This window comes from Cohnella sp. (assembly GCF_041640265.1).
GTDB lineage: Bacteria > Bacillota > Bacilli > Paenibacillales > Paenibacillaceae > Cohnella.
Window position 1 is genome coordinate 63862 of the sequence record NZ_JBEQAP010000022.1, and the last position, 20848, is coordinate 84709.

General features: G+C 47.8%; 22 protein-coding genes, 1 riboswitch and 1 other annotated feature. Of the genes, 3 read left to right on the top strand and 19 right to left on the bottom strand.

The features are described from left to right. Positions 1-62 precede the first annotated feature (62 nt). Positions 63-1979, top strand: a complete 1917-nt coding sequence (locus ACESLK_RS16715; protein WP_373230742.1) for an ABC-F family ATP-binding cassette domain-containing protein — start codon at positions 63-65, stop codon at positions 1977-1979. A 160-nt stretch (positions 1980-2139) separates the two neighbouring features. Here ACESLK_RS16715 and ACESLK_RS16720 read toward each other — a convergent pair whose 3' ends face one another. From ACESLK_RS16720 to ACESLK_RS16800, 17 genes are all read right to left on the bottom strand, one after another. Further along, a complete protein-coding gene (locus ACESLK_RS16720) occupies positions 2140-2394 on the bottom strand; it encodes a hypothetical protein (protein ID WP_373230743.1) in 255 nt (84 codons plus the stop codon). 19 nt (positions 2395-2413) lie between these two features. Next, positions 2414-3226: a class I SAM-dependent methyltransferase gene (locus ACESLK_RS16725; RefSeq protein WP_373230744.1), complete on the bottom strand. Its 813-nt coding sequence runs from the start codon at positions 3224-3226 to the stop codon at positions 2414-2416. 23 nt (positions 3227-3249) lie between these two features. Then, a complete protein-coding gene (locus ACESLK_RS16730) occupies positions 3250-4836 on the bottom strand; it encodes a 2-isopropylmalate synthase (RefSeq protein ID WP_373230769.1) in 1587 nt (528 codons plus the stop codon). A gap of 417 nt (positions 4837-5253) precedes the next feature. Then, positions 5254-5553, bottom strand: a binding site (T-box leader). A gap of 97 nt (positions 5554-5650) precedes the next feature. Then, on the bottom strand, positions 5651-6718 hold the full coding sequence (tsaD, locus tag ACESLK_RS16735; protein ID WP_373230745.1) for a tRNA (adenosine(37)-N6)-threonylcarbamoyltransferase complex transferase subunit TsaD: 1068 nt from the start codon (positions 6716-6718) through the stop codon (positions 5651-5653). Next, entirely contained in the window at positions 6715-7212 is a 498-nt protein-coding gene (gene rimI / locus ACESLK_RS16740) for a ribosomal protein S18-alanine N-acetyltransferase (RefSeq protein WP_373230747.1), read from the bottom strand. The genes tsaD and rimI overlap by 4 nt, the downstream gene beginning before the upstream one ends. A 1-nt stretch (position 7213) precedes the next feature. Next, positions 7214-8008 (bottom strand): tRNA (adenosine(37)-N6)-threonylcarbamoyltransferase complex dimerization subunit type 1 TsaB, encoded by a 795-nt coding sequence (tsaB, locus tag ACESLK_RS16745; protein ID WP_373230748.1) that lies wholly within the window; start codon positions 8006-8008, stop codon positions 7214-7216. Beyond that, entirely contained in the window at positions 8005-8520 is a 516-nt protein-coding gene (gene tsaE / locus ACESLK_RS16750; protein WP_373230750.1) for a tRNA (adenosine(37)-N6)-threonylcarbamoyltransferase complex ATPase subunit type 1 TsaE, read from the bottom strand. The genes tsaB and tsaE overlap by 4 nt, the downstream gene beginning before the upstream one ends. An 8-nt stretch (positions 8521-8528) precedes the next feature. Further along, positions 8529-9566, bottom strand: coding sequence for a thiamine-phosphate kinase (gene thiL / locus ACESLK_RS16755; RefSeq protein ID WP_373230751.1), 1038 nt, complete (start codon positions 9564-9566; stop codon positions 8529-8531). A 123-nt stretch (positions 9567-9689) separates the two neighbouring features. After that, entirely contained in the window at positions 9690-10121 is a 432-nt protein-coding gene (locus tag ACESLK_RS16760; protein WP_373230752.1) for a hypothetical protein, read from the bottom strand. A gap of 54 nt (positions 10122-10175) precedes the next feature. Further along, positions 10176-11099 (bottom strand): hypothetical protein, encoded by a 924-nt coding sequence (locus ACESLK_RS16765; RefSeq protein ID WP_373230753.1) that lies wholly within the window; start codon positions 11097-11099, stop codon positions 10176-10178. After that, positions 11096-12568 carry a GyrI-like domain-containing protein gene (locus ACESLK_RS16770; RefSeq protein WP_373230754.1) on the bottom strand — a complete coding sequence of 491 codons (1473 nt, stop codon included), beginning with the start codon at positions 12566-12568 and terminating at the stop codon, positions 11096-11098. Before ACESLK_RS16770 ends, ACESLK_RS16765 begins: the two co-directional genes overlap by 4 nt. 17 nt (positions 12569-12585) lie before the next feature. Beyond that, positions 12586-13071 (bottom strand): GyrI-like domain-containing protein, encoded by a 486-nt coding sequence (locus ACESLK_RS16775; protein WP_373230755.1) that lies wholly within the window; start codon positions 13069-13071, stop codon positions 12586-12588. 101 nt (positions 13072-13172) lie between these two features. After that, positions 13173-13943, bottom strand: a complete 771-nt coding sequence (locus ACESLK_RS16780; protein WP_373230756.1) for a VOC family protein — start codon at positions 13941-13943, stop codon at positions 13173-13175. Between the two features lie 16 nt (positions 13944-13959). Further along, positions 13960-15234 carry an effector binding domain-containing protein gene (locus ACESLK_RS16785; RefSeq protein WP_373230758.1) on the bottom strand — a complete coding sequence of 425 codons (1275 nt, stop codon included), beginning with the start codon at positions 15232-15234 and terminating at the stop codon, positions 13960-13962. Between the two features lie 39 nt (positions 15235-15273). Further along, positions 15274-16062 (bottom strand): VOC family protein, encoded by a 789-nt coding sequence (locus ACESLK_RS16790; protein WP_373230759.1) that lies wholly within the window; start codon positions 16060-16062, stop codon positions 15274-15276. Between the two features lie 11 nt (positions 16063-16073). Then, on the bottom strand, positions 16074-16517 hold the full coding sequence (locus ACESLK_RS16795; protein ID WP_373230760.1) for a GyrI-like domain-containing protein: 444 nt from the start codon (positions 16515-16517) through the stop codon (positions 16074-16076). 79 nt (positions 16518-16596) lie between these two features. Further along, a complete protein-coding gene (locus ACESLK_RS16800) occupies positions 16597-17328 on the bottom strand; it encodes a sigma-70 family RNA polymerase sigma factor (protein ID WP_373230761.1) in 732 nt (243 codons plus the stop codon). A gap of 254 nt (positions 17329-17582) precedes the next feature. Between ACESLK_RS16800 and ACESLK_RS16805 the strand changes: the two genes are divergently transcribed. Continuing rightward, entirely contained in the window at positions 17583-18344 is a 762-nt protein-coding gene (locus tag ACESLK_RS16805) for a CAP domain-containing protein (protein ID WP_373230762.1), read from the top strand. A gap of 79 nt (positions 18345-18423) precedes the next feature. Here ACESLK_RS16805 and ACESLK_RS16810 read toward each other — a convergent pair whose 3' ends face one another. Both ACESLK_RS16810 and ACESLK_RS16815 read right to left on the bottom strand, forming a co-directional pair. Beyond that, on the bottom strand, positions 18424-18621 hold the full coding sequence (locus ACESLK_RS16810) for an H-type small acid-soluble spore protein (protein ID WP_373230764.1): 198 nt from the start codon (positions 18619-18621) through the stop codon (positions 18424-18426). Next, positions 18618-18788, bottom strand: a complete 171-nt coding sequence (locus ACESLK_RS16815; RefSeq protein ID WP_373230765.1) for a hypothetical protein — start codon at positions 18786-18788, stop codon at positions 18618-18620. The genes ACESLK_RS16810 and ACESLK_RS16815 overlap by 4 nt, the downstream gene beginning before the upstream one ends. A 133-nt stretch (positions 18789-18921) precedes the next feature. Next, positions 18922-19062: riboswitch (cyclic di-AMP (ydaO/yuaA leader) on the top strand. 195 nt (positions 19063-19257) lie between these two features. Here ACESLK_RS16815 and ACESLK_RS16820 point away from each other — a divergent pair. Then, positions 19258-20430, top strand: coding sequence for a KamA family radical SAM protein (locus tag ACESLK_RS16820; RefSeq protein ID WP_373230767.1), 1173 nt, complete (start codon positions 19258-19260; stop codon positions 20428-20430). Positions 20431-20848: the final 418 nt, after the last annotated feature.

The window sequence follows — 20848 nt, forward strand, 5'->3', positions numbered from 1 at the left end:
CTGACGATTTACGGTACACTTGGAGAGTAGAATTAATAACGAACTTTTCGGAGGGATTCCTCTTGCTTTTACAAGCATCCAGCGTTACTAAACATTATGGTGTCACCCCCGTTCTCGAAGGCATTACTCTACAGATTAACGAGCGTGACCGCATCGGTCTTGTCGGCGTCAACGGAGCTGGCAAATCAACATTCCTGCGTATACTCGCAGGTGAGCTAACAGCGGACACCGGCTCAGTATCTAAGCCTCGCGAGCTCAAAGTCGGTTACTTGGCCCAGAATGGCGGTCTTCAAGGCCACCGTACATTAATAGAAGAAATGAATTCGGCGTTCGGTCCTCTGCTGGACCAAGAGAAAGCCTTGCAAAAACTAGAAGAGCGTATTGCCGATCCTGACGAGCTTGCCAATGCTGAGCGATATGAAGCATTACTCGCACAGTATGCGGATGTCAGTGACAAGTTCCGGGAAAACGGCGGCTATGAAATGAAAAACCGTATCCGCAGTATTCTTCACGGAATGGGTTTCGGCAGCTTCTCCCCTGACACGGAGGTTTCTTCGTTAAGCGGAGGACAGAGGACCCGGCTTGCGTTGGCAAGGCTTCTACTTGTTCAGCCCGAGCTTCTTCTGCTTGATGAGCCGACCAACCACTTGGACATCGATACACTCACTTGGTTAGAGCAATATCTGCGTTCCTATGCCGGAGCCATGGTCATCGTCTCTCATGACCGTTACTTCCTCGATGCTACCGTAACTGCAGTAGTCGAGATCGAGCGGCATGCAGCAACGAGATATACCGGCAACTACAGTCGTTTCATGGATCTGAAAGCCGCCGCGTTCGCTCAGCAACTTAAGCTTTATGAGCAGCAACGCAAGGATATATCGCGAATGGAGGACTTCGTGCAGAGAAATATTGTCCGTGCCTCTACGACCAGACGTGCCCAAAGCAGACGTAATGCACTCGAGAGAATAGAACGGTTGGAGAAACCGGGCAGCCTGAGGCAAGCGAGCTTCTCCTTCTCTACGGAGCGAAGAAGCGGCAAAGAGGTACTTAGGGCCATTAATTGTTCCGCTGCTCCAAAGGAAGAAATGGCACCTCTGTTCCGAAATGTATCATTCGAGGTAAAAAGAGGAGAAAGACTCGCATTATTGGGTCCTAATGGAGTAGGTAAAACAACCTTGCTCCGAGCCTTAATGGAGAAGCTTCCGCTGCGTACAGGTGCGATCGAGTGGGGCGCAGGCGTTTCGCTTGGTTACTATGATCAAGAGCAACGCGAGCTCAATCCCGCGAATTCAGTTCTTGAAGAAGTATGGAGTGCTTTCGCTCACCTTCCTGAAGCTGAAATTCGCACCGTTCTTGGCAATTTCTTATTCAGCGGAGATGATGTCCGTAAGAAGGTTAGCGCTCTTAGCGGCGGTGAAAAAGCGAGAGTAGCGCTATCGAAGCTTATGCTTCGTAAGGCTAATGTCTTATTGTTAGATGAGCCTACGAACCATCTTGACCTAATGAGCCGTGAAGTATTAGAGGCTGCATTAGATGAATATGATGGAACGTTGCTGTTCGTCTCACATGACCGTTACTTTCTGAATCGAATTGCGGATCGAATTGTGGAGCTACATTCGGATGGAACAGTACATTTCCTAGGAAATTATGATGAAATGATAAATAAAAAGCAGGAAATGATAGAATGGGAAACCGCGTCTAAAGTCTTATCCTCCCAAACTACGCAAGCCGTTGTCAGCGACTACGAAGCGGATAAGCAAGCCAAGCGCGATGAAAGGGCGCGCCAGCGCAAACAAGAGCAAGCCGAAGCGGAAGTTGCCAGACTAGAGAAGGAGCTTGCTGAGCTTGAGCTTCAGATGGCCACACCGGAAATGGCTACTGACTACATGAAACTAAGGGAAAAACAAGAAGAGGCTGAAAAAACCAGATTGGCTCTGGATGAAGCTTATCAAACTTGGGAAGCCTCAATGCAAGATTAACTTAGATTACTGGTAAAAACTTATTCACAGTCTTATGCACAGCCTGAGTATAAAAAGAGTGAGCAGGGATTGACCAAGAATCCCTCTCAACTCTTGATATACAGGCTTTTTTTATGTCGATTTATGTTGTTAAATATCGTTTTCCACTTACTTATCCACATTATCCACAGTTTACACACAAATCCTGTGAAAAACTCATCCCGTTTTCAACAAACCAAATATCCTGCGATATCAATACTTTTTGGAGTTTATCCACATTACGCACAGGGGGTGTGGATAACTTTGTCCACATCACCTGTGCTGGTAATTTACGTGGCGCTAACAAACTCACTTGACTGTGACTTGATGTGTTTACACTAGGTAAACTTTCTGATCCTGCAGTAGCTAAGACTGGTGCGGCAGCTTTACTTTTCACGCTTACTGGTAAGCAGTCCTCATACTCTCCTGCCGATATACAGCAGATGTGATGACAAACCCTGAATATAAGGACTTTCCGAAGCTTGCATTACGATTTCCATCACTTTGTTGTATTCCATTTCTCCTCTTTGCCGCCAATAGTCCCATTGCTCCTCTCTCATCGCGCCAGCAATACTTCCCGAGCTAATCAGATTTACACTCTCGAAGCCTTGAGACTCCATAAATGGTTTGATTTCTTCAATATTGAAGAAATACGCTCCTGTGAACCTTCCCTCATCCGTATGGTTATAGACGCCCGACTCCAAAAACTCCTCAATCCCATTAACCGTATGATTGGGCTTCCAAGCTTCAGGAAACAACAAAGAGGTTGTAAGATGCCGTAGTCGTGACATAAAAGCAACAAAGACGAGGCCGCCCCGTTTAGTCACACGCCATATTTCGTTAACAGCCTTCATCCGGTCCTCTTCCGTCTGAAGGTGATATAACGGCCCTAGCATTAAGGAAGCATCGAACTGTTCGTCCGCATACCGACTTAGCTCCCTTGCGTCTGCAACGTGAAACCCCATAAACTGTTTTTCCATTCCTGCTTCCTTTGCTTTGTGCTTCGCGATCTCGACTTGTCGGGGAGTCAGATCAGCTAATGTAACCTGATACCCCGACTTAGCCAATGCGATCGAATACTTCCCGGGACCCGCTCCAATATCTAAAATATGGCCTTCAGCGGGAAGATTGGAGAGGATATGGCGGTAATTCACCATGAATTCGACGGGCTCGCGATCAAGTCGTCCCCACTCATCAAACGATTGATAATAGTTTATGAGCTTCTCCATGTCGATCCCCTCCTTTTTTTCGCTCACTCACCTGATGCTTCTTTAGGTGCTTCCCTTACCCTTCTAGCCAATATGACGCCATTAACCGCTGACACATAGGCGCGTGCTGCAGCAAGGATAATGTCCCGATGAATCGCAGTCCCTATATTCCGCTGCCCATTGCTCACAACAGTCACAACCGCTTCGCCGAATGCATCCTCACCTGTAGACAATGAATGCAGCTCCAGGTCCTCGAACACCGCATCAACCGGCATCGCTTCCCGAATACAGTGGATAACAGCCTCAAGAGGTCCCTCGCCCGACCCCGTATAAGTTTGTTCTAGTCCGTCCTCAGAGCGATGAATCGTTACTGAAGCGATACGGGACCGATTGGAGCCGGCCAGTACCTGCAGATCAACCAAGCTGTAAGGTTGAACGATCGTATCCGTCGATTGTCCCACAAGCTCCAACAGCATATCATCTGTAATTATTTTCTGCTCATCTGCCCTCGCCTTGAATCTGTTATACAGCTCCTCCATCTCGGAATCCCCAAGCTTAACGCCATATTCCGCTACCCGATGCTTGATGGCATGACGCCCGGAATGCTTACCCAGAATGATCATGCTGCGTGGAATACCCATAGCTTCGGGATCCATGATCTCGTATGTGTTCCGGTTTTTGAGCAAACCGTCCTGATGAATGCCCGATTCGTGCTGGAAGGCATTACGGCCGACAATCGGCTTGTTATAAGCAATCGGAAAATGCATTGTGCGACTCACCAAACGAGAGGTTTCAAAGATATGCTCGGTAGAGATTCCAGTCTCGACTCCCATGGAGTCCCCTCTCGTCTCGATGGCCATGACCAGCTCCTCCAAGGAGCAGTTACCCGCACGCTCTCCCACACCATTCACGCTTACCTCTACCTGAGTCACGCCATGGCGAATCGCTGCCAGGCTGTTCGCTACCGCCAATCCCAAATCATTATGGCAATGGGTGCTGTATCTGACCTTATCTCCTCCCCTCACTCCTTGGCGCACACGGGTGAACAAGGGACCGAACTCCTCAGGCAAAGCGTAACCCATCGTATCTGGAATGTTGATGATCGTAGCCCCTTCTTCGATTGCGGCTTCAACTACACGCAGCAGGAACTCTTCGCTGGAGCGTGATGCATCCATCGGGGAAAATTCGATTTGATCGGCGAACTGCTTGCCGTAAGCAACCATACCGCGAAGCATCTCAATGACTTCGTCCTGCGTTTTGCGCAGTTGAAAATCCAAATGAATTTGCGAGGAGGAGATGAACAAATGCAGACGTCGGCGGGCAGCATCCTGCGTGGCCGCTATGGCAGAGTCGATGTCCGCCTTGACACAGCGGGCGAAGCCGCATATTTCCACATTCTGCAGCTCGCGGGAGATCTGCTGTATAGCCTGAAACTCCCCTGGGCTGGAGATCGGGAAGCCAGGCTCAATGACATCGACTCCAAGGCGGGCCAACTGGCGGGCTATAATAATTTTCTGCTCCGGTTTCATGGAAGCTCCTGGCGCTTGTTCCCCATCTCTCAGTGTCGTATCGAAAATTTGGATCCGTCTTTTCGCTGCTGTGGCTGTTGTTGAAGTTGATACCGTTGTCATAGTCATTAACCTCCTCAGATTTGCATCCCGCTCCGGGATGGGCAATGAATCTAAGAGAACGACAAAAAGCCCGTCGTCTCTTAAGGCTAGAGACGACGGGCTTATTAGGCCGCCGCGGTACCACTCTGCTTGGAGGGGTTCGTCTTCCGACAGACGAACGGGTTCTCCCACTTGTGCGCCGATTCCAACCGTTCGGTCGATTGGAATCTGCGAGCGCCCTATAGCGGGGGCCAGCCGTATCGGTGTACCTGAATTCAGCATTGCTTACGCGAATTCGACTCCACCGCTCCGCTCCCGGGCGAGTTCAGACTCCTCTTCGACTGCGTCGCACCAGCCCGCAGCTCTCTGTACCCGAGGAAAATCCTAATGCTCCCGTTCATTGCGTTATACAAATATAAAAAGCCCGCCATCTCTTATATAAGAGACGGAGGGCCTGTTTGGCTTTCCGCGGTACCACTCTTCTTGATACTTCCTTATCCCACTATTGCTCAGGCTAGGAAATATCCGCTTAGTGCTGAAAGCATCCGTGAACTGCTCGAGGATACTTCCCGCACCCTGTCACGGGGGTTAACCGTATAGGTGTACGCACCCGAATTCCTCCGAATGTTCCACCGATCCGCTCCCAGGCGAGCTTCAGGCTCCCATCTACTGCGTTGCACCGTCCCGCAGCTCTCTGAATTCCGGGTATTCCTTACTGATCCTGATCATAGCGTTTGTCTAAGTATGTTCCCTAAGGGATTGGTACTTATTATATTCACCTTAAAATAATCTGTCAATTCATTTTCGGATTCATTTTCAGATTAGAATCAATTTCTTAGCTCTTAACCGACCATTCCTCAAGAGACATGACAGGCTCTCCCCTCATGTCAAGCGAGGAAAACTCACCTCTCCGCCATTTCAAATCCGCGGCTGCTGCGATCATGGCTGCATTGTCGGTACAGAGCTTATTCGGCGGAATCAGGAGAGGTAATCCTGCTTCTTGGCATAAGGCTTCCAGCTTATCCCTTAACCCCCGGTTAGCTGCAACTCCTCCACACAACAGCATCTGGCGAATACCGAATTCAGCAGCTGCCTTCAACGCCTTTCCTGTCACCACGTCGATGACAGATTGCTGAAATCCCCTAGCCAGAGCGGAGAAATCGGGGGTCTCCCCCTTCATCCGAGAACGGTTGATTTCCGCTAGAACAGCCGACTTCAGTCCGCTAAAGCTGAAGTCATATGAACCCGGCTCCAACCAGGAGCGCGGAAGGACAACCTCCTCGGTCGCTTCCTGTGCCAGCCGATCCACGTAAGGTCCTCCGGGGTATGGAAATTGAAGTGCCCGAGCCACCTTGTCATAAGCTTCACCTACAGCATCGTCGCGCGTTCGTCCAATAATGCGGAACTTCCCTTCGCTCTCCAGCAATACAAGCTCGGTATGCCCACCGGACACAACGAGAGCCAGCGCCGGATAATCGATATCACCGATTAAATGATTGGCATATATATGCCCTGCGATATGATGAGTTCCGATTAATGGAATATCAAGTGCCAACGCCAGACTCTTAGCTGCAACAACACCGACAAGCAAAGCCCCGATCAAGCCAGGACCTTCCGTCACAGCAATCGCATCGATTTCCTCTAAGCTCACACCCGCTTCGCGTATAGCCTCCTCGAGAATAAGCGTGATGCTCTCGACATGTTTACGCGATGCGATCTCCGGAACGACGCCCCCGAATTGCTTATGGGTTTCAATCTGGCTGGATATTACATTGGAGAGAATTTCTCGGCCATTGCGGACAATCGCAACCGAGGTTTCATCACAGCTTGTCTCAATAGCCAATATCAAATATGGATCCGAGCTAGAAGGTATAATCTCTGGCTGTGGATTAGATATACTCATGCCTCTTCTCCCTCCGCTGCGCCTGCAGTTTCTGAATCGCCCAAATCCTCTGCAACCAGCTCCACCCACATGATCAGCGCATCCTCTAGATTGTCGGAATAATAAGCTGGGCGGATACCCGAAGGGTAGAATCCCATTTTGCGGTACAAGGACTGCGCAGTATCGTTCGAGACCCTTACTTCTAAGGTCATACGCCTCGCTCCAAGCCAATGGGCCGTCTTCATAAGTTCCTGCAGCAGCTGTTTCCCGTATCCCATCCCTCGATATTTTTCCCTAATCGCAATGTTCGTGATATGTGCTTCATCAATAATCAGCCACATTCCGCCGTAGCCTATGATGACACCTTCAAGCTCCATAATCATATACTTGGCAAAAAGATTCTGTGTTAGCTCCGAACGGAAAGCTTCCTCGGACCACGGGGAAGAGAACGATTCGCGCTCGATTTCCACGATCGTAGAGATATCATCCAGATTCATTAATCGGTAAATCATCATTTCACTCTCCCCGAGACGCTGCAAGCAGCTTGGCTTCCGCTTCCGCCAGCTGCGTATAATTGGGTACGAATGAGTGGACATCATTCTGCTGTCCTTGCCGATATTTCAGCTCCGCAAGTAATCCCACTGCACCCGCATCCATTTCGTAAGCATAAGTGCGAAGTCTTGCCCCCGACTGCTCTGCCTGCTCAATCGTTGCCTTGTGCGGAGCAATCTCTCCGACAAACCAGATCGCGGCTACCTGATTTTCCAAAGTTGCTTTTTCCTCCATACGCAACGACCAATCCGCGATGAGCCTAATTCCGTCTTGGTCGATCGTATCCCATTTATCTGGGTAGCCGGCCGCATAACGAGATGTATAGACCTGTCCTCTCCTTGCGTCCATGAGAGGAATAATCCATGTGTCCCGATCAATTGCCATATCTTCGTCATTCTGTTTAAGAGCTTTCCATGCTCCGAATGCTAAAGCCTCCAGACTTGATACGCCGATTAAAGGTTTATTCCAAGTCCAGGCTAATGTCTTGGCGACAGTTACGGCAATTCGGACCCCTGTGTAGGAGCCAGGGCCTTGACCTACTGAGATCGCATCCAAATCGCTTGCTTGTAAGCCATTACGAATAAGAAGATTTTTAATTTCACTTATGATTCTTACGGAATGATTTCGTTCGGTTAAGGTTACAGCGGAGTCCATAACCACTCCGTTTCTAACAATCGCGACTGCTAGTGTAGCCGTTGAGGTATCGAAGGAAAGCAACGTTACAGAGGAATCACCGCTTTGTTTCACATCCGGTTTCATGCTGTCGGTTCCTCCTCTTCTAATGTAAGATGCTCCAACTGACGACACCATGCTTCATAGCTATGTCCTATGGGATGGCATATGATTTTCCTTGAAACAGGTCCCGTCGTCTCAAGTCGGATATGCAGCCTCTCCTTGGGTAATATAGATTCAATAATAGACGCCCACTCGACCAAGGTTACGCCTTCCCCGTGAAAATATTCGTCCAAGCCGAGCTCGTCGGCTTCAGCAAGTGACAATCGATAGACATCCATATGATAAAAGGGGAACGTTGTACCCTTATATTCCTTAATTAGTGTGTACGTTGGACTGCTCACAATACCCGTCACACCGATCGCATGTGCGAACGCCTGGGCGAAACGTGTTTTGCCCGCACCTAAGTCACCGTCTAATGCCAGCACGGTTCCAGGTCCTGCGAGCTGAGCTAAAGCTTCAGCGAAAGCAACGGTATCCTTCTCTGTCGCTGCTTGCATAGTGAATTCTAATCGCGGTGCTGCTTGATTCGGTTCCATACGTGTCGTTATCCCTTCGAAAAATGATTGTAGCCTTGTTTAGCTATCGGTTTGGTCGCTCCGGCAGCTGTCTCCATGACGACGTCCGGCTTACCTGCTTCTACTTCTCCAATGATAAATAACGGGATTCCTTCCGCCCGGAAATGTTCCTTCATGCCTTGCTCATGCTCCTTGTCCGCCGTACCTAGAAGAACATAGTCTTCCCCGCCATAAAGCACCCAATCGAGCGGATTGATGTCGTTATCGTGAGCATACTTTGCCAGCTCTCCCGAGATCGGAAGCTGTGATTCATTAAGAATAAGCTTAACTTCTGAAGCTTCGGCGATTTCCCAAGCTTCGCTGGCCACCCCATCACTTACATCGTTAAGAGATGTTCCCCAACCCTTCTCGAGAAGGATTCGACCTGCATTCACGGAAGGAGTTGGACGTTGATGTGCATGAATCAAGTGGATTGGTGCATGGTTTACGGATTGTGGAGAACTAAGTTCTACTGCCCCTCTGGCGAGTAAATAATGGAGTCCGCCTGCAGACAATCCTGTCGGGCCGGTTAGAAATATAAACTGCCCGGGTCTTGCTCCACTGCGCCGAATGGCCTTTCCAGTCTCCACGCTTCCAATTAGGGTTACCGAAACAACGAGATGCTGCGGGGCAGAGGTGGTATCTCCGCCAACGATCACCACGCCATATTGCTCTGCACAGGCATACAGTCCATCGAATAATAGCTTCATACGCTGTTCATCCCACTGAAACGGCACGCTCACGGATACCAATGCAAGCTTCGGCAATCCACCCATCGCAGCGATATCACTGATGTTAGCGGCTATTGCCTTGAAGCCAACGTCATACTCGCTCATCGTATCGTTACGGAAATGAATCTCCTCCACCATTGTATCCATGGTGAGCAGCCATTCCTGACCCGGCGTTCCTCCTGCAATCGCTGTATCATCTCCGATGCCAAGAGTAACGCCAGCAATTGCCAGCTTCTCTTTGGACTGACGCCCTTCCGTCCAGACGCGAATAAGTCCGAATTCGTCCAGTGGCGGCACGGCTTATCCCCTTTTCGTTTACGTCATTTTGTCCTAATTATATCGGGGTGCGCTTGAACATGCAAAGACCCGTTCGGCTTTATGCCGAACGGGCGGTAGACTCACGGGTACGAAAAGCGATACTTATTGAAACGAACGGGAAGCGGGTTGCGTAAATGATGAGGCAGAGGGGTTGAATTGATTCAAATTCCCAGTCTGACCACCCTGCTGATTAAAAGATTGTGGATTGGAGTAAGGTTGTTGATTGGAGTAAGGTTGTTGATTGGAGAAGGACTGGTTGGCCAAACCCGATTGCTCCAGTTGTCTGATAAGGTTCTGAATATGTGACATATCTTGCATAGCAACTTGATGTCCGTGCAAAGCGTTCTGGATCGATTGAACGGTTTGGCGCTCCTTCTGAACGATTTGCTCGAGCTGTGTAATATTTTGCTGTTCCTTCTGCAGCATTTGTTGATACATCTGATTGGATTGATTGGTTTGATTGATGAGTTGCTGCACGAGTTGTCCACATTGCTGAGCCAGGTTTGATACATTTTGTTGATTTTGTTGATACATGAGTTAATCTCCTTAGTGACGCAAATTTAAGTACCGCTCACTAAGATGGCTGATTTACATCTCTTTTATTCTTACCTTTTCTCCTAACCGACCGAAATTTCTAAACGTCCGCAGTGCATTCAACGTTAGGACTCCCTGCCATTCAACCTTAGCGTTCATTTCCCATATGTCGTCAAACCTGCCCCAAGCCCAATTGGGAGCCCATGAACCGTCTTCCTCTTGGGCTTCGATCATCCGGTCTAGGTCACCCGGAATCACATCCGCATATTTAGCGTAATAACGAGATTGCGGGGATTTGACAACCATTAGAGGATAACCGCTGTAACCTTGGCGTTCCTCCGCATTCCTAATAATACAATTGTCGACAAATTCATCCAGCTTACCGCTTACTTGGTTAAACGCGTCCTCCGAGAGGGTATCCGCCCAACGCAGGTAACATTGCATTTCATGCATTTCTTTTAAGTCGCAGCTTTCATTCAAGTAATTAACGGCATAAGTATTTAATTGGTAAGTAAACTCAGGGGATTGTGACGATGGAAACTGGTTCAGATATCCGACGATTTCGGCACTCGGATTGCCCCAGTTATTCTCGAATGCGCCATATTCCCACCAGAATGCTCTTGGAGATTCCTCTGCCGACTTCGGGATGATGTCCCAGCCTTTGCGGCTTTCCATGTAACTACTCGCGAAATATTGCATCGCGCGTTCAATCATTTCCGTATTCCGCTCATTCATTCCGGTCAGAATTTGCATAGCCGTCGTTGTCGCCAAGGCGGACGAATCCTCGCACCGGAGGTCCGGCTCTAATCCATGTCCGAAACCGCCATCGGCATTTTGAAATGCCGCCAATTGACGATACACCTCTGAGGGATCACCTTGTTCGAATTCGTAGGCGAACAACGCCGCTTCCAACTTCCGCCCGCGCTTCAATAGGAATTGACGGGCTTTCTCATATTGGTTCTCGTCTAACATGGTCATTGATCGTTTACCCCGCTTTTGTACTGACCTAGTAAATCTTGAACAAGAATTCCATTGATACGCATCCCATCCGTCCGACAATTCCGGATATCTACGTCGACCAAATCGCAATTTTCAAAAATCGCTGTACTTAAGTCGCTATTCCGGAAAGTAACCGGCTCTACATTAACCCACCCGTCCGTTCCCGCTTCTTCGGCAAATCGACTCTCTGTGGAATCCGGGCGTTTGATGTTCTCGAATATTGTACCGCCGAGCTGCGCCATATTCACATGTACATTCGAGAAAAAGATATGCTCCCATTTGGAATCGACGAAATTAACGTGTTCAAGTGAAGCGTTTCTCATGTCGACTCCGTGAAATTCTGCTCCTTTGCAACAAGCCATATGCACTTTCGCGTCTCGCATGTCCTGGAGCTCGAAACCACCTTTTGCGTCGTACATCTTTTTGTCCGTTAAGGTAGAGGGAGCGCTCTTTAGCCTAATTGGAAAACGAACCTCCAACGTCGATTCCTCATTGTCAGTTCCGAAAAAGCGATGATCGTATACCTCATAGTCATAATCGTCTATTGCTTCATATCCCGACTGACTAAGCCATCCACCATGGAAATATTCCCAGGCTTGCGTAATATCCTTAACCAACCCTTTAAAAGTTACGATAGCCGCCAGGTGTTCCGGTATCGTTCTCGATACAAGGCCATCCGGCAAGGGAGCATTTCCTTCGACTTCAACTCCTGCCAAATACGTAAAATCCTGCCCTGGACCGAAAGGAGGCTTATAGCTTAATAACCCGTAACTGCGCGGATTATCGCTGCGGTCTTGAATTTCCTCTATCCTTTGCATAAAACGATGCCATAACTGCCCGATCACAGGAGGTGGCGGGGTTTCGGACTGCTTCACGAACAATTCCATCCCGGCAATTGTCCGAGCCTTCTCAGCTTGAACCTCAACCTTTACAATTAATGGGTATCGGTCGGATTGCACTTTTTCGTTTTCCTTGATCGGAGCATAGATATCGAAGTCGAACCAATCTATCTCATCCGCAGGGACGAGGAAAGGATTCACTGGTTTCAAACGGTTGGCTTCATATCCATAGGAACCCTCGTTCAAATCTCTTTCATATCCCTCAGATTTAAACCACTCCCATAAATAAGCATAAGTTTCCTCCAAATGCGCACGATCGCCCTTTACCGTAATACGGGCAAACCGCCTTGCAGGAATCGTAATCTTCTCTAACTCTTCTGGAATCCGGTCGAAGTCGCTAACCTCAATCCCTGTCCACAAAGTCGTTACCTCAGTTGGCCACTGCCATTCGGGGATCAGTACTAGGCCGTACTCATCGTTACATACGGAAGGATGGTACTTCATCAATTCCTGAACCCTTTGCCAAGCGTTCCTTACTTCACTTCCGTTACGAATCGTTCTAATGACAACTGCCTTTAGCTGCTTCTTCTCAACAATGGATACCTGCACTCTGATCCCCTCCTTCACTAAGCGATGGCAATATGTACGTCAATTTCATTATCGGAGCTTTCAGGTTTATACCGGGAATCCCAAAGCTCGAAATCGTAACCTATCGGATGAGTCCCCAACTGCCCGATATATTTCCCATAAAGGAATTCGTAAGTGCGACCCAGCTCGCTTTCCAATCCTATGTGCGTGCTTCTCACATATCGGTTCGCGGGTACTGTATGACGAATCATATCTAGTGGAGCCTCAGATACAACGGAAGCTGAAACGGCATAACCGATAATTTGCGTGAAGCGGTCTACATGAGGGTTAAAGTTTGGTTTCATCGGATAAATTTGGATCAAATAAATTGAATCCGAGCTCCGGCCAACCACTTCATCGACCCGCTCCTTCATACTCTCAAAAGCTTTCTTCCCCAGTTTACCTTCCTCGATTTCCTGTAAATTCGCAATAAAAGATACCCCAACAACATTAAAGGCATCTAGATTAATAATTAATGGCTCCATTGAAATCCCTCCAACTATAGGATGAAAAACCACCATAACAAAACTCTTACCCATGCGGAATCTCCTAAGGAAAATGACAAATCATGAGCTCATTATCATCCCTAATGGTCCTGGCTCACCATCAAGATATTCCCGTCCTCATCCCGAATATTGAAGTAGGACACCTGAGCCAGACGCTCAATTCCGTGTACGACTTCAAAACCAAGCTCAATCGCATGCTGATGAGCTTTAGCGATGTCTTTGGTGTTGAGCTTTATTAAGACAGAACCCTTCTCAATCACCGGAACGTTGTCCATCCCATGGGAATCAAGCATTAAATGAGTGTTGTTATCCAGATGGAATAGATGAAGGTGACCGTAACGGTCTTGCTCCCGGACATCGAGCCCCATGAGCTTGCTGTATCGATCTACGGCCTTGTCCAGGTTTCTCACCCATAGAAACACCGAATTGATGTGTGGATCAATGCTGCAATGGGCGCGTCCCCCATCGATACCGCCGAAAGCCAAATGATAACCGTCTGGATCTTCCACTATAAATTCCTTCCACGGACCGCCGTCCGCATAGACGACCGGCTCACGGGCAATCTTCGCGCCTTTGGATGTAAACTCCGCATACAGTTGATCGAGTGCTGTCCAATCTTCCACATAGGCGTAAACATCCACTCCCGTATCTGAACCCTGTTCAGGAAGATTAGGAGTAGCCCCCCTACCTGCTGGCGATTGAAGCAGCTTCAGCGCGATCCCTTGAAGGCCATCCCTCTGAGCCCACCAGTCCGTAACGTCAAACCCTAGCACCTCGCGATAAAATTGCTTGGAGCGCTCCGAATCCGTAACCATGAATACCGTTAAAGAACTGCCGATTTGCTTTGCCATTATCTATTCCCTCCATTTATTGGGCTGAGCCCTGCATCTGACAAACCATAATTAAATTCTCGTCCGGATCTTTCAGAATGAAGAACGATACTTCCCCGTGCCGTTCTATTTCACAGTGAAATTCCATTCCGCAGGTGGCGGCATAGTCGTATGAAGCCTGAATATTATCCGTATTGAACATAAACAAGACAGAAAATGGCTCTTGTTTGAGGTATCGATTCTGATCCAGAAGAAGGGAAGCTCCCTTTGTGACCGGCACCGTGTAAACCGTTTGTTCAGCAATCCGCTCATCCAAAGGCAAACCTAAGAGATCCGTATACCAAGCAGCCGTGCTCTTCATATCCATAACATCGATGAACGCTCCGCTAATCCGAGCCTGCACCGGGCTCTCCGTAATTGGCAACTCATGATTCTCCCCGCTATCCTCAGCCCAGCAAGCCATCTGAACGTTCCCTTCCGGATCGCTGAAATTGAAATAGGCCATGCTCCCGTGGCGTTCAGGCTCGAACAATACGTTAGCTTTTTCCTTTAGATAGCTATATGCCTCATCGATACCGGAAGCCGCGAACATAATACGCGGGCTGTTCTTCTCCGACCATTCGGGATTTGCCCGATTGAAGATATCGGAATCAAGAATCAAACCCGTCCCCGGAAAATCATACCAATAGACGGGGCCGCCATTCAGCCGTTCCTCTCTCAGGGGCAAGCCCAGCAATCGGTTATACCATTCTGCTGCCCGGCGCAAATCGGTCACATGGACGAACAAGCTAGCTACCCGGTTCTCGATCGGAAGCTGTTTCTTCCTGCGGATCGGAAACCAAAGCTCCATCACAGAATCGGGGTTATCATTGCCCTTGTACCGCTCATCATAGTATTCAAACTCCACACCGTGACCACATTCATATTCGGGAGAATTTGGAAGCCAATCTTCACGATAATAACCGAATGCTTTGCCGATTTCATCGATGGGTCCGCGCCGCTGAACAACGCAGTAGAGACCGCCGGGAAACGACTCGGCCGTCATGCCGCCCGGAATATCCTCGAATGCGGACACGCCCGCTGCAGCGATGTAATCAAATGGCTTACCAGGCTCCATATCCGGCCCAAATACGCACAACCCGTAACTTCCGCCAATATAGTGGCGAATTTCGCTCCCCCGCGGATTAAATCGCTGCCATAGAAGGGAAATTTCATTTTCCGACGGCGGACTAAGCTGAGATGGGGTAAAACGGATTTTTTGTCCTACGACCTTGAACGGCTCTTTCCAGACGATTCTTGTCTTAAAGCTCATTGGTTGGTGCTCCCTTCCTATTCTTTGCGGTTGTAAATATCAGCGTACATAAATCGGCTCCCTATCCGAAATTCGAATGGTCAGCCCTTCCGGAGATCTGATGTGAAAACGGCAAAACCCGTCCTGTTCCAAGCCCGTTTCCGAGGTGATGCCTTTATCCTGTAATTGCTTGTAGACCTCGTGAATATTGTCTGTCTGAAGAGAGTAATAGGGGTATCCTTCCACAGCTCTTAGCGCCTCTTGATGTACCGGTTCATCCATCACGATCATCGTCACGATCGTCTCGCCTTCCCCAACCTTCAAATCGGCACCCTGACCCCAGTGATTGTACAACTGAAGTCCGAGTTTATCCGTATACCACCGAATGGAGGCCTCCAAATCTATAACCGGCAAAAACACCGCCAAAACCCGATGGAACATCGGAGGTAACGCGCCTTCATGAGGAGTGTGGTAGAGGGAAGATTCCTTCTCATGACAGATGCCAATGACATTGCCGTCCCCATCCTTCATCTCGCAGACGTTCATATAAGGAACGTTCATGATTTCCGTTGTTTCGATTCCCCGGGATTGAAGCCATTCCAGATGAAGATCCTCCCAATGGGTATAAAAATTGAAGCAGGGAACATGACCTTCGGCATGCAAATGAGGCTTCGGTTCGAAGCAATCTACCTCCACAAGGGTCAGCAGCGCCTCTCCTTGATGCACCCTGAGGTCAATTTCCCGATCGCGCTTATGCAACACTTCAAATTCTAGCTCTCTTCGGTACCATTCCGCCGCGCGCTCAGCATTTGGTACGGGAACCATAACCCGATCGATCCTGTTGAACATACATGCTCCCCCTACTCTTTGACCGGCACATAAACATCGACTTGACTCGGCCATTGCGGATTGTCGAAACCATAGACTTCGAAAGCCAGTGCACGTGAATTGCTTTCCATGCTGATATCTCTCAAAAAAGAATGAATGACTTCATAAGGATCTAGATCCGATCGGGTTTGGGCATACAAATGTGCGGGAAGGGTGAACCCGATCATACCTGAAGGGACATCCGAAATCTCACTTACTTCCATGCAGAAAAAATAAGTGAACAGCACTTCGGATGTGAAATGGGGACAAACGTATTCTTGCGGATTTACAATGGCTTTGATCTCATGTCTTCTCCCCAAGAAAATCTGCCTTGTTTCATCGATTCTTTCCGGTTGATGATCTTGAAATGGCGATGTTACCGGAATACCCACGAATCTCTTCTCCTGTAATGAGATCAATTCCACCTGATTGGACAATATCTCTCCTCCTTCTTATGTATCTACCCTTGTTAAACGTTGAATTTGTTTAAAACCATACATCCTTTTACAAAAAAATTTAGCTGCTCACCATCAGTACATTTCCGTCGGGATCCTGAAAGATGAAATATAAGCGGCCGGCCACCGCCTTAATGGCATTAATCCTTGCGCCGCTAACAAACAAACGCGAGTAGGCTTTATAAATCTGATGTGGATTGTGACGACGAAAAGCATCGATTACGGCCTCCAGCAAATGGATACTCTCTATTGAATTCGAGCGTTTTCCGACAACGGGAGAAACCGCGTCGCCTCGGCTTGCCAACTGATGCAACCGGCTGCGCGAGCGGGATAGAGCAACCTGAACGGAGCCTTCCGTCGCGCCAATGTGGTTGGCTGTTTCTTTGGCCGTAAAGCCGAATACGTCGCATAGCAGCAAAATAACAAAGGGTTTGGGCAATAGACGGTCAAAAAGCGCTTCAAGCAATTCCTGCGTCGAGTATAGGGGGTCATCGTAAGAGGGGGCTTCTTGATGAATTTCTTCGAAGGGTACTTGAGCATAGCGCTGTTTACCGCGGCAAATATCAATCCAAATGTTTTTGGCCGTGCGGAATAAATAGGTTTTATTAATAACCTGGTCGGGCTGAACTGTAAAACGATTCATCACTTTAATAAAAGTTTCCTGAACGATATCTTCGGTATCCCAGCTATTCCCGCACATAGAACGGCAATAGCGAAGCAAATCCGGTCGCAGTTCAGCGAACCAAACCAATATTTCTTGCTGACGGGAACGTTGAGAGAAAGAAGTATCCATTGGCGTAGTCTCCGTAAATTTTTGGAAATTAATTACGATATGCGAATATGTATTCGCCTTTTTGTTGGAAAATCCTTCTTATAACGAAAAGAAAAACTCGTCTAAGAAATATTTAATCTTGTCTTCGAATCGACTGGTACGCCTGAGAAAAAGAGCATCCGCCCTATCGATTGTTAAATTTTATGAAATGTATTCTTCTAGAATAGCTGATAGACTTCGAGTTATTCCGGCTAACAAAGGGAGGATAATGATTCATGAATAAGCAACAGATCAAAGGTCTGAAGAAGACACTTATATTAGGTACGCTGGCATTAGCGCTTTCCATTCCAGTTGGTACAGGCGCAGCATCGGCGGCAAGTACGACTCCGACTATAAGTGGCAATATGACGATAACACAGCTTTCTGCTCGTCTTGGCATCGATCTGAATGCACTGCTTCAACAATATTTGCGAGGCAATTATCCAATCGTATCCAAACCGGCAACTGGAACTGGCAACAATGATGCTGGGCAAGTTACACAGCCAACCAAACCAGTGATCCAACAGCCAAGCAAACCAGCGATCCAACAGCCAACCAAACCTGTCACACAACCTTCCGTGCCTGCACAACAGACTCAGGGCAACAACACAGGTACAGACACTGCGGCTTCAACCTTCGCAACACAAGTCGTAACGCTTGTAAATCAGGAACGTGCGAAAGCCGGCCTGAGTGCACTTAAGACGACGAATGCTACGTTAAAGAAGATGGCGCTTGATAAAGCGAAAGACATTTACCACAAAGGTTATTTCGCCCATAACTCTCCAACTTACGGCTCCCCCTTCGACATGATGAAGCAATACGGAATAAGCTTCCGCTATGCAGGCGAGAACATTGCCAAAGGACAGCGCACTCCGCAAGAAGTAATGACGGCTTGGATGAACAGCCCCGGTCACCGCGCTAATATTCTTAGTGCCAACTTCACGACCATTGGTGTTGCTTACTATAACGGTGTATGGGTACAGGAATTTATTGCATAATAAAAAATGAAAAAGGCTTTGCGAAGCGCGCTTTTATAAGCGGTTCGCAAAGCCTTTATTTTTATTTATAGCTATCCAATTAACTATTTGTCTGTTTCTCCTTCAATCGATCTACCCCAACCGTCATTGTTTGGACTGGTTTTGGACCGACCTGAACAGTAGCTACACCATTAGCCACATCAACATTTTCGATCCAAACCGAATCCCCATCCTCATCCAGATGAACCTCAAAATTGTCGGATGAATTGTAAATTTCCAGCGCTCTTTCCGCTTTCATGGATTGTCCGCCTCCATTGTATCTGTCGTTGTCTCCGCGATTAATCCATTGTTCACAGTAACCTGACCTCCGCCAAGGCCCTCGTTGATCATACGATCAATATCCATATCATATACGTCTTTTCCCTCGTGAACCGAGTCGTTCCCTTGCATGTTTTCTGAGTCCATGTTTATTTTAATCCCCCTATGCAGATGGCTTATGACCTTTCCAATATTCCCCGCAAGGCTGATCTTCATGCAAAAAGATCGTTTGAATGTACCTTCTTTCCAGTAATTGACTTTATCTAAATCTTAAAATATAGTTGGTTTAATGCTTAGTTTCCGGCAATGTCCGGAAAGCGGGGGAACCAAATTTTCTGGGGCGAATCATTCTTGATTGAATGTAGGGGACCATCTATCCCGAGTCCGTCAGCTAACCTCGTCAGCTTTGGATGGGTCGGATTGCTATTTTGCAGGTTAAACTGCTCATTCTATGACCCGTTTACGGGTCTTTTGCGTTCTTTAAAGGCCCTGTAATCAGAAGAGATGGTCTTCTGTGCATGGGTCTTTTGTTCATTTTTTGAAGAAGGGAGGAGTACGGGAGAAGGGAATAGATTTATTCGAAATTCGCAGCAATATACCTTGAGGAGGAAGACGAATGTCACAGCCAAAGTATATTACCGATATCGGAAAGATCACCAGCATACCCGAGAGAGAGCGAGAAAAGCTGAAGCAAATTACAGAAAAATTCGTATTCCGGGTCAATGAATATTACTTAAGCCTAATAGACTGGAGTGATCCGAACGATCCCATTCGCAAATTAGTTATCCCTAATGAAGGTGAACTGATGGAATACGGCAGGTGGGATGCTTCAGATGAAGACACTAACTATGTCGTTTCGGGATGTCAGCACAAATATCATTCGACTGCGTTGCTGATCGTATCTGAGGTTTGCGGGGCTTACTGCCGTTATTGCTTCCGAAAGCGTTTGTTTCGGAATGATGTCAAAGAAGCAACCTCAGATATTGAGCCCGGCTTAAATTATATAGCTTCGCATCCTGAGATTAATAATGTGCTGCTAACCGGTGGCGACAGCCTTATTCTCGCCACTGGAAAGCTACGTGCGATATTTCAAAGATTACGCGAGATCCCGCACGTTCAGATTATCCGTCTGGGCTCTAAGATTCCTGTATTTAATCCGATGCGAATATACGAAGATGAAGAGCTTCTAGAATCGATTCGGATGTTCTCAAGCGCACAGAAAAGAATATATGTAATGGCTCATATTAACCATCCTAGAGAAATAACAGCCGAGGCTGTTCGCGGCTTTCAAGCCCTTCATAATGCTGGAGCTATAATTGTGAATCAGACTCCCGTTCTGAGAGGGATTAACGATGATTCCTTTATTCTCAGCGAGCTTCTAGATAAATTGTCATGGGCAGGTGTTACTCCCTATTACTTTTTCGTCAACCGGCCGGTAGCCGGTAATGGAGAGTTCGTATTACCCTTGGCAGAAGTTTACGACATTGTGGAAAAAGCTAAAGCCCGAACATCTGGACTTGGCAAACGCGTGCGATTGTCCATGAGCCATACCTCTGGTAAAATCGAAATCCTGGCTATCGAGAATGGGAAAGCATACTTGAAATACCACCAATCAAGAGAAGGTCATTATGGGCAATTTATGATTTTGGATTGCCCTGAAGAAGCAGCTTGGTTCGACGATCTGCCCGGCAGCGATAAGTATTGGGAGAAGCCTAGGAAAAAGACAGACGAGGTTGTTTCCGTGAATGAAATGTCCGATTTTCCTCAGGCGATGGTGCGGAAAAAATAAATCAAGGATGAAAATAAAGGGACCGTCCCCGCTTGAGAGAAAGACACTAGATTAAGCTGTTAAAAGATGGCTCCTGTACAGTTAGCATAATACGAACTACAGCACTCCAAACCCTTGCAACCTGCCGTGCAGTTAGCATAATGCGAACTACAGCACCCTAAACCCTTGCACCCTGCCGTGCAGTTAGCATAATGCGAACTACAGTACCCCAAACCCTTGCAACCTGCCGTGCAGTTAGCATAATGCGAACTACAGCACCCCAAACCCTTGCACCCTGCCGTGCAGTTAGCATAATGCGAACTACAGCACCCCAAATGGAGTTAATCTAAAAAGTAGACACGTTGTAACAGCGACCTGATACAATAAAATAACTAAAAAGGTCGAGGTGTGTCATGGGAGATCATCGTCAGCATTTTGA

Coding starts and splice junctions, on each gene's coding strand:
- ACESLK_RS16725 (WP_373230744.1), bottom strand. CDS start 3,226: ATGGAGAAGCTCATAAACTATTATCAATCGTTTGATGAGTGGGGACGA.
- ACESLK_RS16730 (WP_373230769.1), bottom strand. CDS start 4,836: ATGACAACGGTATCAACTTCAACAACAGCCACAGCAGCGAAAAGACGG.
- tsaD (WP_373230745.1), bottom strand. CDS start 6,718: ATGAGTATATCTAATCCACAGCCAGAGATTATACCTTCTAGCTCGGAT.
- rimI (WP_373230747.1), bottom strand. CDS start 7,212: ATGATGATTTACCGATTAATGAATCTGGATGATATCTCTACGATCGTG.
- tsaB (WP_373230748.1), bottom strand. CDS start 8,008: ATGAAACCGGATGTGAAACAAAGCGGTGATTCCTCTGTAACGTTGCTT.
- tsaE (WP_373230750.1), bottom strand. CDS start 8,520: ATGGAACCGAATCAAGCAGCACCGCGATTAGAATTCACTATGCAAGCA.
- ACESLK_RS16760 (WP_373230752.1), bottom strand. CDS start 10,121: ATGTATCAACAAAATCAACAAAATGTATCAAACCTGGCTCAGCAATGT.
- ACESLK_RS16765 (WP_373230753.1), bottom strand. CDS start 11,099: ATGACCATGTTAGACGAGAACCAATATGAGAAAGCCCGTCAATTCCTA.
- ACESLK_RS16775 (WP_373230755.1), bottom strand. CDS start 13,071: ATGGAGCCATTAATTATTAATCTAGATGCCTTTAATGTTGTTGGGGTA.
- ACESLK_RS16780 (WP_373230756.1), bottom strand. CDS start 13,943: ATGGCAAAGCAAATCGGCAGTTCTTTAACGGTATTCATGGTTACGGAT.
- ACESLK_RS16785 (WP_373230758.1), bottom strand. CDS start 15,234: ATGAGCTTTAAGACAAGAATCGTCTGGAAAGAGCCGTTCAAGGTCGTA.
- ACESLK_RS16790 (WP_373230759.1), bottom strand. CDS start 16,062: ATGTTCAACAGGATCGATCGGGTTATGGTTCCCGTACCAAATGCTGAG.
- ACESLK_RS16800 (WP_373230761.1), bottom strand. CDS start 17,328: ATGGATACTTCTTTCTCTCAACGTTCCCGTCAGCAAGAAATATTGGTT.
- ACESLK_RS16805 (WP_373230762.1), top strand. CDS start 17,583: ATGAATAAGCAACAGATCAAAGGTCTGAAGAAGACACTTATATTAGGT.
- ACESLK_RS16810 (WP_373230764.1), bottom strand. CDS start 18,621: ATGAAAGCGGAAAGAGCGCTGGAAATTTACAATTCATCCGACAATTTT.
- ACESLK_RS16815 (WP_373230765.1), bottom strand. CDS start 18,788: ATGGACTCAGAAAACATGCAAGGGAACGACTCGGTTCACGAGGGAAAA.
- ACESLK_RS16820 (WP_373230767.1), top strand. CDS start 19,258: ATGTCACAGCCAAAGTATATTACCGATATCGGAAAGATCACCAGCATA.